Annotated in this window: 12 protein-coding genes and 1 tRNA gene; 6 read left to right on the top strand and 7 right to left on the bottom strand. The window is 65.3% G+C overall.

The window, feature by feature from the left end:
- Window positions 1-70: 70 nt before the first annotated feature.
- A tRNA-Pro gene (locus tag IFT60_RS06665) sits at window positions 71-147 on the top strand.
- Window positions 148-192: 45 nt separating this feature from the next.
- Here the strand turns inward: IFT60_RS06665 and IFT60_RS06660 are convergent.
- From IFT60_RS06660 to IFT60_RS06635, 6 genes are all read right to left on the bottom strand, one after another.
- Window positions 193-1287: a glycosyltransferase family 9 protein gene (locus IFT60_RS06660; RefSeq protein ID WP_192050831.1), complete on the bottom strand. Its 1095-nt coding sequence runs from the start codon at window positions 1285-1287 to the stop codon at window positions 193-195.
- Window positions 1271-1894 (bottom strand): D-glycero-alpha-D-manno-heptose-1,7-bisphosphate 7-phosphatase, encoded by a 624-nt coding sequence (locus tag IFT60_RS06655; protein WP_192050829.1) that lies wholly within the window; start codon window positions 1892-1894, stop codon window positions 1271-1273. Before IFT60_RS06655 ends, IFT60_RS06660 begins: the two co-directional genes overlap by 17 nt.
- 26 nt (window positions 1895-1920) lie before the next feature.
- A complete protein-coding gene (locus IFT60_RS06650; RefSeq protein ID WP_192050826.1) occupies window positions 1921-3228 on the bottom strand; it encodes a glycosyltransferase in 1308 nt (435 codons plus the stop codon).
- On the bottom strand, window positions 3225-4190 hold the full coding sequence (locus IFT60_RS06645) for a glycosyltransferase family 4 protein (protein ID WP_192050824.1): 966 nt from the start codon (window positions 4188-4190) through the stop codon (window positions 3225-3227). Before IFT60_RS06645 ends, IFT60_RS06650 begins: the two co-directional genes overlap by 4 nt.
- 7 nt (window positions 4191-4197) lie before the next feature.
- Complete coding sequence (locus IFT60_RS06640) at window positions 4198-5154, bottom strand: glycosyltransferase family 2 protein (RefSeq protein WP_374011015.1); 957 nt, start codon at window positions 5152-5154, stop codon at window positions 4198-4200.
- A gap of 391 nt (window positions 5155-5545) precedes the next feature.
- Window positions 5546-6412: a hypothetical protein gene (locus tag IFT60_RS06635; protein WP_192050819.1), complete on the bottom strand. Its 867-nt coding sequence runs from the start codon at window positions 6410-6412 to the stop codon at window positions 5546-5548.
- 354 nt (window positions 6413-6766) lie between these two features.
- Between IFT60_RS06635 and IFT60_RS06630 the strand changes: the two genes are divergently transcribed.
- The 5 genes from IFT60_RS06630 to IFT60_RS06610 all read left to right on the top strand — a co-directional run bounded on the left by IFT60_RS06630 (window position 6767) and on the right by IFT60_RS06610 (window position 10501).
- A complete protein-coding gene (locus IFT60_RS06630; RefSeq protein WP_056333040.1) occupies window positions 6767-7057 on the top strand; it encodes a KGG domain-containing protein in 291 nt (96 codons plus the stop codon).
- 196 nt (window positions 7058-7253) lie between these two features.
- Complete coding sequence (locus IFT60_RS06625) at window positions 7254-7619, top strand: hypothetical protein (protein ID WP_192050816.1); 366 nt, start codon at window positions 7254-7256, stop codon at window positions 7617-7619.
- 111 nt (window positions 7620-7730) lie between these two features.
- A complete protein-coding gene (locus tag IFT60_RS06620) occupies window positions 7731-8852 on the top strand; it encodes a M14 family metallopeptidase (protein WP_192050813.1) in 1122 nt (373 codons plus the stop codon).
- 12 nt (window positions 8853-8864) lie between these two features.
- Window positions 8865-9341, top strand: a complete 477-nt coding sequence (locus IFT60_RS06615; protein ID WP_192050811.1) for a CYTH domain-containing protein — start codon at window positions 8865-8867, stop codon at window positions 9339-9341.
- A gap of 8 nt (window positions 9342-9349) precedes the next feature.
- Window positions 9350-10501: a serine hydrolase domain-containing protein gene (locus IFT60_RS06610; protein WP_229510718.1), complete on the top strand. Its 1152-nt coding sequence runs from the start codon at window positions 9350-9352 to the stop codon at window positions 10499-10501.
- A 228-nt stretch (window positions 10502-10729) separates the two neighbouring features.
- Here IFT60_RS06610 and IFT60_RS06605 read toward each other — a convergent pair whose 3' ends face one another.
- Window positions 10730-11989 carry a DUF2863 family protein gene (locus IFT60_RS06605; protein ID WP_192050806.1) on the bottom strand — a complete coding sequence of 420 codons (1260 nt, stop codon included), beginning with the start codon at window positions 11987-11989 and terminating at the stop codon, window positions 10730-10732.
- Window positions 11990-12187: the final 198 nt, after the last annotated feature.

Genomic DNA, 12187 nt, shown 5'->3' with positions numbered 1-12187 from the left:
TCGACACTTGTCTTAGCCATCACAAAAAACTGAGAAAAATTTTCGGCCTCAGGTATAATTGCTGACTAGTCGGGGCGTAGCGCAGCCTGGTAGCGTACGTGCATGGGGTGCACGGGGTCGGAGGTTCGAATCCTCTCGCCCCGACCAAAGAATCAAACGGAAAGGCCAATCTTCGGATTGGCCTTTTTGTTTTTATCCGCGTATTGCCGCTCGAATACGATCGCTTTCCGTCTGTTTGAGGAGGCTGCTGACTGCATCGGCTACCTGCGCCGGCGCTGGCCCGTCCGTGTCCTCGTGATGACGGGCGCCCTGGCCATCGGGTCTTTCCATCGCGTGGTTCAGCACGCGGCCGGGCACTCGCCACGGCGGATGCTGCGGGTCCGGCGATGCACCCAGATGCACGACCGGTGTGCCAACCGCTGCGGCCAGCAGTGCCGCTCCCTGATCGGCGCCGAGCAGCAGCGAGGCCTGGGCCAGCAGGGCGCCCAGTTCGCCAATGCCCAACTGGCCGGCGAGCGAATGAACGCGCGCACCCGGCGGAAGCGCGAGCGCGTCGATCAGCGCCGTGTCGCGGGCACCACCGGCCAGCACCAGCGGGCAAGCGATGCGTTCATGCAGCGCACGGATCAGTTCGCTCCACCGATGCTGCGGCCAGCGCCTGGCCTGGGCGCCGGCGCCGAGGTGCAGTACCAGCCAGCGGCCTGCCGGATCGATGCCGGCCGCCTGCAGGCGCGTGCGCATGCGCGCCAGGTCTGGCTGCGTCGGCACGAACGCAAGCCGCTCGTCGGCGATTTCGGCGCCGAGGCGGCGCACCAGGTCGAGCTGGCGCTGCACCGGGTGGCGCAGCATGGCGCCCGGCTCCGGGTCGGCGATCCAGTGCGTCAGCAGTCCGGATGGGTCGTCGCGGCACCAGGCAGCCCGCAGGGGAATATCGGCCAGCCGGCATAGCAGGGCGGCGGGCAGGGCGCTGGCGTTGCGGTCTGTGAAAATGACGGCGCCGTCGAAGCGCTGCGCGGCGAGCGTGGCGATCCAGTCGAGGTGTGCGGACAGCGGCGCTGCCATGCCGTTTTTCATCCACGGGGCTTCGTAGGAAAGCACGGCATCGACGTCGGGCAGATACGGGCCGACTGTGGCGCCGGAAGGCGAGGCGAGCAAGGTCACCTTGCGGTCCGGACATTGCGCGCGCAATGCGCGCAGCGCTGGCGTACACAGCAGGACGTCGCCGGGCGAGCCCAGCTGCACGCACAGCAGGTGCGCCGCAGCGTTCCATTCAGTGGTCATGCTCATGGTCATTCTTATCGTCGTTATCAGGTGCCTGCTGGTGGCCGGCGATCAGGACGGCGGCGGCATACAGGTCGGGCGCCATGCGGGTGGGGATACGGCGCGGCCCGAGCCGCCATTCGGTTTCGACGCCATTGTCGAGCAGCACGGTGCGGCAACCGGCACGGTTGCCGGCCTCGACGTCGTGCAGGACGTTGCCGATCATCCAGGAGGCACGCAGGTCGATGCCGTGCTCGAACGAAGCCTTCAATAGCAGGCCGGGCAGGGGCTTGCGGCAATGGCATTCGACGGCATACGGCGCGACGCTGCCGAGCGGATCGTGCGGGCAATAATAAAAGCCGTCGAGGCTGAGGTTTTCGCGAAACAGCAGGTCGGTCAGGCGGTCGCTCACGCCATGCATCGCGGCTTCCGGCAAGCGTCCCTGGGCAATGCATGCCTGGTTGCAGACGACAAAAAAACGGTAGTCGAGCCGGGCCAGCAGGCGCAGGGCCGGGCCGGCGCCGCTGCTGAGGCGAATGCGGCGCGGTTCCAGGCGTCGTTCTGCGCGCCTTTCCGCGTCCTGCGGCAGGTTGTCGACCAATGCGCCGTCCTTGTCGAGAAAAATTGCTTTCATGCGGAAACCACCATGTTCATGTCTTCCTAAAAAGGGGTGAAGCCCGACGCCATGCCGGGCTGCGTTTCGTCGAGTACCGTCGCGTACACCGCGCAGGCTTGCCGGGCGACGGCGCGCCAGGTGTAGTGGCGCCAGGCGCGCAGCAAGCCTTCCTCGCCCATCCGCCTGCCCAGCGCCGGGTCGGCATGGAGGAGGGCCAGGCGTTCGGCCAGTGCACGCGGGTCGCGCGAGGGAATCAGGAAGCCGGTGAGGCCGTCCACGACCGTGCTCTTGATGCCGCCGACCTCGGCGCCGATCACCGGCCGCGCGCAGGCCATCGCCTCGACCGGGGTGATGCCGAAGGGCTCGTACCAGGGTGTGCTGACGAAGACGTCGGCGGCGCCGTACCACAGGCGCAGGGCGGCGCGCGGCTGCTGGCCGGCGAAACGTACGTGCGCACCGATGCCGAGCTGGTGCGCGAGCCCTTTCAGGCGCGCGAGTTCGGCGCCTTCGCCACGGTCTTCCCTGCCATCGTCGGCGCCGACGACGACCAGGTCGGCATCGATGCGGTGCCGCTCGCGCAGCATCGCCAGGCCCTGGAACGCGGTGTCGATGCCCTTGCGCGGCGCCAGGCGCCCCAGGTGCAGCACGGTGAAGCGTCCCGGGGCCAGGCCCAGCTGGGCGCGCGCGGCCAGCCGCGGCAGCGGCCACAGTTCGTTCGGGTCGAAGCCGCGCGGCGCGACGGTGATGCGCTGCGGGTCGGCGCCGTACAGCTGTTCCATGTCGAGCCGGTCTTGCGCGCATTGGGCAATGACACGGTCGGCCTCGCGCATCAGGGCGCTCTCGATGCGGCTGCGCTCGGGCGGGAAGGCGTCCAAGGCCCCCTGGCGGCGTGCGGCGCTGAGTGCGTGAAAGGTGATCACATACGGAATGCCGAGCGCCAGCTTGAGTTGCTGGGCAACCATGCCGGACATGAAGAAGTTCGCATGCACGATGTCATAGGGGGCGGGCAGGCGCCGGGCGAAGCGGATCACGAAGCGCGCGAAGCGGTCCATGTAGGGCAACAGCTGTTCTTTCGGCAGCGGATACGGGGGACCTGCCGGTACGTGGATCACCTGTACCTTGTCGCCCAGCGGCACCACCTGCTTCTGCGCCGGCGCGCTGCGGCGCGTAAAAATGTCGACGTGCACGCCCGCCAGCGCCAGTTCGTGCGCGAGGCTGGCAACGTACACGTCCTGGCCCGCGTGCTCGGCCTTTCCCGGCGCGGACAGCGGCGCGGCATGCTCGCTGATCAGGGCAAGGTGCGCGGGCCGGGCGACGGGCACCGCGCGCAGCAAGGCTTCGTTCAGTTTCATGCGCCGCTCCCGCTGCTTGTAACGCCCCCGGTAACTTCGCGCAAGGCGGCATCCCAGTCGGCGCTGAAGCGCTCGATCGAAAAGCGTTCCTGGGCGCGGCGCCGGGCCGCCTGGCCGAGTTCGCGTGCCAGCGAGGGGCTGCGCAGCAGGTCGCGCATGCAATCGGACAGGCGCTCGAGGCGCGTGTCGATGAAGCCGTTGGCGCCGTCGTCGATCACGGTCGTCAGCTCGCCCGTCGCCAGCGCCACCACCGGCACGCCGGCCATCATGGCTTCGATCACGCCCAGGCCGAGGCTATCGTGGCGGCGCGGGCTGAACAGGAAGCGGTAGCGCGCCGCAAGGGCCGGCAACTGCGCATGCGGCACCTCGCCCAGGCCTCCCAACGCGTCGGACGCGCTGCCGGCCAGGTCGAGCGGCAACGCGACGCGCCCCCGCAGGAACAGGTCGAGGCCCATGCCCCGGCCGCGGCGCTGCAGGTGGTTGGCGATGACCAGGCCGCGCTCGAGCGTGCCGAGGTAACGCACCGATTCCGGCACGATGACACCATGCTCGATCACGCGCACCGGCGTGCGCCGGCTGTTCCACATCAGCGCATTGAATGGCGAAACATGCACCAGCAGCACGCCCGGGTCGTCGACGGGATGCGCCATGCCTTCCTTATCGATCGGATAGCCGGGTGGCGCCTCGTGTTCGAGGTAGATGCGCGGCAGGGCGCGCTGGGCTGGCGTCAGTACGGCGAACTGGTCTTCCTGCCACGCGTGCCGGTCCTGGAACAGGATACAGTCGAATTGTCGCGCGCGCGCCGCCGCGGCCGGCAGGTGGTGCACGTTGCCGCCCCAGGGATAGTCGCGAACGTCGGGGCGGCCGGGCGCCGGCAGCACGAAAAAATCGTGCGGCGCCTGCGACAGGTAATACAAATAACTGCCGCGCGTGTGCCAGGTAAGGATCTTGAGTCGGCGCATGGCAACCTCAGGTGAAGCGGACGCGGTAGCGGATGGCCCCGGCCAGGCGCCAGAACACGGCCAGGGGCGGGATCAGGGCCGAGGTGACGACGACGTCGGCCACTTGCGATGCGCTGTGCGCGGCGCCGCGCAGGCGCTGCAGGCACAGCCGCGCGGTGAGCGCCAGCCAGAGCAGGCCGGCAACGAGCGCGAGCACCGTGTTACCGGCCAGCAGGCCCGCGAGCCAGGCCAGCAGCGTGATGGAGGCCAGGTAGTAATCCCAGGGCGGCGAGGCGGCGACGCGCTCGCGGTACAGCTGCGGATGTTTTTTGTAGAGCAGGGCGTCGAACACGGCCGCGCGCGTACGGCCCAGGCTTGCGCCCCAGGGCGCCGGCTGCATCGGCAGCAGCACCAGCGCGTCGGGGGCGTGCACGATGCGCGCATCGAGCGCGAGCAGGCGGAAGTGCAGGTCGGCGTCGCAATGCGTGGCCTGCTCGAAGCGTTCGTCGAAGCCTTCGAGCCGCTCGAGCAGGCTCCTGCGGCAAAAGCAGTTGGCGATGCTCAGGGTTTCGGCCTCGGCCGCGGGTGGGGCGTGGCCGGCGCTGGCGAAGCGCGCGGGCACGCGCATGTCGAGGCGGCCGCACAGCACGTCGACGTCGTCGTCAAAGGCGTCCAGTCCCTGGGCCAGCCAGGACGCCGCGGGGACCGCATCTTCGTCGGTAAAGGCAATGATCGCTCCCTGCGCGCTGCGCCAGCCTAGGTTGCGCGCGGCGGCCGGGCCATGGCGGTTGGAATTGGGCAGATAGACCAGGCGCGGCCCGCGCTCCAGGGTACGGGCGCGCCAACCGGCCACCAGGTGCAGCGTGTTGTGGTTGGGTTCGTCGTCGACGATGATGACTTCGTAGGCGCTGGCGGGCAGGGTCTGGCGGGTGAGGGCATCGAGGCAGCGGTCGAGCAGGTCCATCCGTCCGCTGGTCGGCACCACGACCGATAATTCGATCGTGCCAGAGGCTGTCCTTGATGTCGTACCTGAGGTCATACCTGGCATGCTGCTCTCCGGTGGGTTGAACGGGGTTGCTTTCCTGATGAGAGTGGTTCGATTGCGTGACGAACGGTCGAGTTCCTGCACCGTCGCGTGCGCTCAATCTGGATCAAGCGAAGCTGGCAAAAGAGCGCATGCATAGACCGGAAAACCGTGCGGCGCTTATAAAACATTGCTTTATAAGTGTAGGACTGGTCCTGCAGCCAAGCGCAGTCGGCTGCAGATAAAGGAGACGAAAAAAAGCCCGCGCAAGGCGGGCATCGGGTTTGAGAAGAATACGCCGGCAGCGCCTGTACGCTGCCGGGACAATAGAGGTTAAATCAGAATAATCCGATCACCCGCGCGAAAATCCGGTGTCGTCATCCATCTTGCGGTCGCCCGCCAGGCGGTTGGCGCCGGCCGGGCTCTTCGGATAGCCGCCGGCGGCATCGTTCGACTCGTGCACGCCGTCCGGATCCTGCGCCATGCTCCCACCCGGCTTCCAGCCCGGGTTGTCGCCGCGCGGACCCGAGTTGCCCGGGCTGCGCGGCAAGCCGCCCATGCTGTCGTTCGACTGGTGCATGTCGGCATCTTCGGTGCCTGCCTCGCGGCCGGCTTCGCCGGTTTGCGAACCGGCGCGGTCGGTGCTCGCACTACCGGCGGGATTGTCCTGGGTCCGCCCCGTGGATTCCTGGCCAATGCCCGATTGCATAGACTGGCCGGCGCCGTGGTGATGGCCGAGCGAGCCGCCCTGCAGCTCGGGCTGGCGCGGATCCTGCGGATTCATGCGCGAGCCCGCTTGCGTATTGCCCGCATGCGCGCCTTCGTGGCGAAGCAGGTCGGTGCCGCTGTCAGCCGGGCGATGGCCGCCCACCGGCTGTTCGAGCTGGCCATAGGCGCCGGAACGCTGCTCCATCTGGCGCTGATGGCTGTCGGTAAGGCCTTGCTGTGGGCCGCTGCCGCCGCTCTGCTGGGTTTGCATCGAGCCGCCCGGCAAGTCCCAGCGGCTGCTGTCCTCGGCAAATTGCCCAGGTCCCATGCCGCTTTGCTGGGTGCCCATCTGGTCGACGCCCTGGCGCCCCTGCTGTTGCACGGCGCCTTGCGGATACGTATGGTCGAGCGGCGCGTCGGGCGCGGTCTTGCCCTTGGCGTTGGCATTCCACTTCTCGTTGCCGCCGTTATTCGTCTGGTTGTTCATTTCGCTGCGTTGGTTCGCGTCCATGTCATTTCCTTTCAAAAACGATTTTGCTGGCGGGACTATCTCGACAGAGGGTCCGTCGGCACCGCCCAATCTTGCCATGATGCGCGCCAGCACGCAGGTTCAGTATAGGAAGACGCAGCGGTAGTGTGTAGGACGAATACTGATGGGAAAAGTGATCAAAAGCAGTCAATTTCGTAAGTGCATTTTCTGTCGCCTGTAGTCCTACAAAGTCATCTGAAAATGTCCTATACCCTCATCTAATTCGCATGCCTACTATGAATTCGACGTTCGCTCATCTGCGTTAGCGCAAATGTGTGAGGGCCAAGCCTGCCGCAGGACGCGGCGGTTTTATAAGTGAACAGGGAGAACACAATCATGGCTTCGAGTAACCAGGGTAACAAGCAGGGCGGTAATCAATCCAACAGCCAAAGCGCGGGCGGCACCCGCAACCGCGGTTTCGCATCGATGGACCCACAGCGCCAGCGCGAAATCGCCAGCCAGGGTGGCAAGGCAGCCCACCAGAAGGGTACCGCGCACGAATTCACTTCCGAGGAAGCACGCCGCGCCGGCAGCATGAGCCACGGTAACCGTCAATCGGCCAGCGCCGGTTCGGGCAGCAGCTCGCGCAGCTCCTCGAAGAGCGGCGGCCGCAGCTCGAAAGAGTAAGCGGCTTGCCGGGCACCGGGCCGGCTGCGGCCGGCACAGCGTGCGGCAACACGGATTATTTACGGGGAGCGCTTGCTCCCCGTTTTCTTTCCGGAGCCATACTAATTTGGGGTAGAATCGCTGCGCCTTTTTAAACAACTCTCGAGGGAACATCGTGGTGAAAGAAGCGGTCATTCGTCAAGTAAAGAGCATGTCCATGTCATGCGATCGCGTCGGCAATTCGCTGCTCGCCAAGTTCTCCACGGAAGGCGCAAGCGAAGTCTGCCTGCATATTCCGGCCTCGATCGTGTTCTGGCTGTTGAAGCACATGCCGGTCAACCAGGATCCGGCCCTGCAGCCGCCGGCGGCGCCGTCGCCCCAGATCACCCAGCAGGACTGGGACAATCCCGCCAACCCGCGCGCGCTGACGCTGAACTGCCGCGAACTGCCGGGCAAGCTGCGCATGGCGTTCAACCTCGAGCGCGGCCCGAACATGGTCTTCGTCCTCGACCGCAGCAACGTTGAACTGATGCGCCAGATCATGGGCCATTACAGCCGCGACCTGATCGACCTCGACGCATAATCTTCCGTTTGCCAATGCGGCCTCCTGTTCTGCACGAGGGGCTGCATACGAACCGCTCAGGCAATTCCGGTAATATTCTCCACTTCGCGAACAGCCCATAAAGGATCAGCCATGCCCATTAAAATCAGTCAGCATTTCGATTCGGGCGCCATCGAGGTGGTGCAGGCGGACAGCGCGCAACAGATCGACCTGAACCTGCGCCGCGACAACAACGCCGACATCCACCAGTGGTTCCACTTCCGCCTGCAGGGCGCACGTGGCCAGGCCAGCACGATCCGCTTCCTGAACGCCGGCCAGGCCACCTATCCGAAGGGTTTCGAGGATTACCAGGTTGCCGCCAGCTACGACACCGAGAACTGGTTCCGTGTGCCGACCAGTTTCGACGGCCAAGTGATGACCGTCGAGCACACGCCCGAGCTCGACAGCATCTACTACGCCTATTTCGAACCCTACACCTGGGAGCGCCACCTGCGCTTGCTGGGCGAAGTGGCCGAAAACCCGATCGCACGCGTGCATGACATCGGCACCACGATCGACGGCCGCGACATGAACCTGGTGATCATCGGCAACCCGGCAGCCGAGAAAAAGATCTGGGTCATCGCGCGCCAGCATCCGGGCGAAACCATGGCCGAATGGTATGTCGAAGGCTTGATGGATGCGCTGCTCGACGACGCCAATCCGATCGCCACCAAACTGCTGCAGCGCGCCGTGTTCTACATCGTGCCGAACATGAACCCGGACGGCTCGGTGCGCGGCAACCTGCGCACCAATGCCGCCGGCGCCAACCTGAACCGCGAGTGGATGACGCCATCGCCCGAGCGCAGCCCGGAAGTGCTGTGCGTGAAGGACAAGATCCACGAGCTAGGGGTCGACATGTTCTTCGACATCCATGGCGACGAAGCACTGCCGTACAACTTCGTGGCGGGCAACGAGATGCTGGCCGATTTCACGCCCGAACGCGCCGCGCGCCAGAAGGCTTTCGTCGACCAGTACATGGCGGCCAGCCCCGACTTCCAGAACGTGTACGGCTATGCGGCCAGCAAGTACAACGAAGAACTGCTGACGCTGGCCTCGAAATACATCGGCCACACCTTCAAATGCCTGTCGCTGACGCTGGAAATGCCATTCAAGGACAACGCCAACCTGCCCAACAGCTATACCGGCTGGAACGGCGCCCGCAGCGCGGCCTTGGGCGCGGCCTTGCTGCAGCCGATTCTGCAATCGCTGGATTGATGGGCGTCGCGCATGGGCGTTGAGATTGAGCGCAAGTTCCTGCTGCAAGGCGAGGGCTGGCGCACGCAGGGCCAGCCGGTCCTGCTGCGCCAGGGCTACCTGAGCGCCGACCCGGCGCGCGTGGTGCGCGTGCGCATCCAGGGTGACGCGGCGTTTCTCACCATCAAGGGCAGGAGCCAGGGCGCCACGCGCGGCGAGTGGGAGTATCCGATTCCCGTGAACGAGGCGGCCGAACTGCTCGATACGCTGTGCCAGCCGCCGCTGGTCGAGAAATACCGCCGCCGCATTGCCGTCGGCGCGCATACCTGGGAAGTCGACGAGTTCCTGGGCGCGAATGCCGGGCTGGTCGTGGCCGAAATCGAGCTGGCCAGCGAGGACGAAGCCTTCGACAAGCCCGACTGGGTGGGGGCCGAAGTCACGCACGACGCCCGCTATTTCAATTCCAACCTGATCCGCAATCCGTACTCTTCGTGGAAAGACAGCGCATGAGCATCAGCATGTCCCGCCGTAGCGCGCTCGTCTTTGGCGCGTTTGCGCTGTTTGCCGGCGCTGGCGTCAGCGCTGCACCGGCGGCTCCTTCGCAGTCTGCTTATTTCCCGCCAGCCGGCGATTGGGCGCGCAAGGCACCCGCCGAACTCGGCATGGACGCGGCGGCACTGGCTGCCGCCATCCAGTATGCGCAGAACAATGAAACCGCACGCGCCGTCGATTTCTCCGATCAGGAAGCGACCTTCGGCAGCCGCCTCGGTTCCATGCCGACGCGCCGCGCGCGCACCAACGGCCTGGTCATCTACAAAGGCTATGTCGTGGCCGAATTCGGCGACACCGCCTTTGTCGACCCGACTTATTCGGTGGCGAAAAGCATGCTCTCGACCGTGGCCGGCGTGGCCCAGAGGGACGGGCGCATCGGCAAGCTCGACGAACCGGTCGGCAAGCGCGTCAACGACGGCGGCTATGCTTCGCCGCGCAATGCGCAGGTAACGTGGAAGCACCACCTGCAGCAGGAAACCGAATGGGAAGGCAGCCTGTGGGGCAAGAATGCCGACTTCATCGGCAAGGAGCAATTCGGCGCCGGCGAACGCAAGCCGCGCACGCTGGGCGCGCCGGGCAGCTTCTACGAATACAACGACGTGCGCATCAACCGCTTGGCGCTGTCGCTGCTGCGCGTGTTCGACAAACCGGTGCCGCAAGTGTTCCAGGAAGAGGTGATGGATGTCATCGGCGCCTCGAACACCTGGAAATGGGTCCCGTACAACAACAGCTATGTCGAGCTGAACGGCAAGCAAGTGCCGTCGGTCAGCGGCGGCACGCGCTGGGGCGGCGGCATGTGGATCAATTCCTGGGACATGGCGCGCTTCGGCTACCTGTGGCTGCGCGGCGGCGCCTGGAATGGCCGCCAGGTTATTCCAGGCAATTATGTCAAGCAAGCCTTGACCCCGAGTGCGCATGGGCCGGATTACGGTTATCTGTGGTGGCTCAATACCAAGGGCAAGAACCTGCCGGGCATGCCGGACACGGCCTTTGCCGCGCTGGGGGCGGGCAGCAATACGATCCTGGTGTCGCCGGAGCACGACCTGGTGCTCGTCTGGCGCTGGCATGGCGGCAATGTGGCCGAATTCGGCAAGCGGGTGATCGGGGCGATTCGCTGAACGTATCGTTTGGCCGTTGTAGGGTAGGCGCCCTGTGCCCACGCGTCACGGGCGTCTGATCGTTTGGGGTGCAAGCACATGATCGTAACCGCGTGGGCACGGGGCGCCCACCCTACAGAAACGGTTGCGCCGCCATCGAAGCCAACATCCATTTCGTTGACTCAGTAAGATCTTTCATAAAAAACGGCGCTTATTCAGCGCCGTTTTTCATGAATAAAGCCAAACCGATCAGTGGAAATGCTCGCTACCCGCCGGCGTATCTTCCGGCATCTCTGCATGCACCAGTTCACCGGTCGGGTCGGCAAACAGCGGCGAGCCGCAATCGTCGCAATACTCGGCGACATACAGTTCATTGATGCGTTTGATGTGGGTGACGCCCGCTTCGTTCAGGTGCGCCGTGATCTCGTCGATCGGGCTCAGCGGCGCCGGCAGCAGGCCGCCTGCGGGGCCTTCCATCGGCGTGCCTTCCTCGTCTTCCTGGCCGTACAGCGGCCAGACGATGCCGTACACGACTTCCGCGCTCTGGCGCAGGGTGAAGCCGACGCGGTATTCGTCGATCTGGCCGTCGGCCGCTTCTTCGCCGAAGCCGGCGACCACGGCGCGCAAGTCCGATGCCTCGACGTCCAGCGTATTGGTCAGATAGTGCACGGCGGCGCGGATCGAGACCGGGCGGATCGCCTTGTCGGCTTCGCGGCAGGCCACGTAATATGCTTCCGGCAGCAGCAGTTCGACGCCGCAGCCCGGCAGCAGGCGCGCCACGTTGGCGGTAGCCTGCTCGCGCCAGGCTTCGAGGGCGTTCGTGCGTTCCTTTTCGAAATCGATCTGGTGCTGCGGCTCCTGCCAGCGGAACAGCGGCGCACCGACCGGCGCGACCAGCGCCACCAGCAGGTAGCGCGTGTCGGCCAGGAAGGGGGCCGTTTCCGGCGTGCGCACGGCCGGCTTGACGCTCGTACCCTTGTGCGCGGCCTGCGCCAGCTTGTGGGTCAGGCCATAGGTTTCGGCATGGGTGCGCGGCAACTGGTCGATCGCGTACAGGGTCGGCGCCATCGCCATCTGCGTGCCTTCGGCCAGCAAGTGCGCCGAGAAGTGGGCCGACAGGGTGGTCAGCAGTTCCGCCGGGATCGTGCCCGAGCCGATCGAAAAGCGCGTCCAGGCCAGGATCGGCGCTGCTACCAGCAGGGCTTGCCAGGTGACTTCGGCGCCGTCGTTGGCCTGCTCGACCATCGTCGACGATTCGCTCACGGCTTCGACGCCATCCATCAGCACGTCGTAGGCAGCCAGGTCGTCCTTGAACAGGGCGTTGAGTGCGGCGTCGATGCTTTCCTGGTGGTTGGTCTTGAGCAGTTTCTGCAGCTGCGCATCGAGCTGGCGTTCCCAGGTGCGTTCTTCGACGCGGCTGGCGGACTGCACGATGGCCTGGGAAATGCTCGAGAGACGCTGGCTTTCTGCGGAAAGTTTGTTGGATGAATCTTTGGAAGGACGACGCATACGCTGGAGAGTCTCTTGTAAATAGGTGAGGATCGAAGGGCAGGATCGAAGTGCCAAGAGGTCATGATAAACCCTTATCCCCGGTATTGTAGTTGATTCGGCCACATGCCATGAACACAACGGCCAGGGACACTCCCCTTACATTGTGGTGCCAAGCGGACATTCAAGCTGCCGCAGCGCATGCCGTGGGCGATTGAG

It is taken from the genome of Massilia sp. CFBP 13721 (assembly GCF_014842025.1).
GTDB lineage: Bacteria > Pseudomonadota > Gammaproteobacteria > Burkholderiales > Burkholderiaceae_D > Telluria.
Note: the sequence above shows the minus strand (reverse complement) of the source record. Positions and strands in the feature narration are given on the sequence as shown.

Coding starts and splice junctions, on each gene's coding strand:
- IFT60_RS06620 (WP_192050813.1), top strand. CDS start 7,731: ATGCCCATTAAAATCAGTCAGCATTTCGATTCGGGCGCCATCGAGGTG.
- IFT60_RS06630 (WP_056333040.1), top strand. CDS start 6,767: ATGGCTTCGAGTAACCAGGGTAACAAGCAGGGCGGTAATCAATCCAAC.
- IFT60_RS06635 (WP_192050819.1), bottom strand. CDS start 6,412: ATGGACGCGAACCAACGCAGCGAAATGAACAACCAGACGAATAACGGC.
- IFT60_RS06645 (WP_192050824.1), bottom strand. CDS start 4,190: ATGCGCCGACTCAAGATCCTTACCTGGCACACGCGCGGCAGTTATTTG.
- IFT60_RS06655 (WP_192050829.1), bottom strand. CDS start 1,894: ATGAAAGCAATTTTTCTCGACAAGGACGGCGCATTGGTCGACAACCTG.
- IFT60_RS06605 (WP_192050806.1), bottom strand. CDS start 11,989: ATGCGTCGTCCTTCCAAAGATTCATCCAACAAACTTTCCGCAGAAAGC.
- IFT60_RS06610 (WP_229510718.1), top strand. CDS start 9,350: ATGTCCCGCCGTAGCGCGCTCGTCTTTGGCGCGTTTGCGCTGTTTGCC.
- IFT60_RS06660 (WP_192050831.1), bottom strand. CDS start 1,287: ATGAGCATGACCACTGAATGGAACGCTGCGGCGCACCTGCTGTGCGTG.
- IFT60_RS06625 (WP_192050816.1), top strand. CDS start 7,254: ATGTCATGCGATCGCGTCGGCAATTCGCTGCTCGCCAAGTTCTCCACG.
- IFT60_RS06615 (WP_192050811.1), top strand. CDS start 8,865: ATGGGCGTTGAGATTGAGCGCAAGTTCCTGCTGCAAGGCGAGGGCTGG.
- IFT60_RS06650 (WP_192050826.1), bottom strand. CDS start 3,228: ATGAAACTGAACGAAGCCTTGCTGCGCGCGGTGCCCGTCGCCCGGCCC.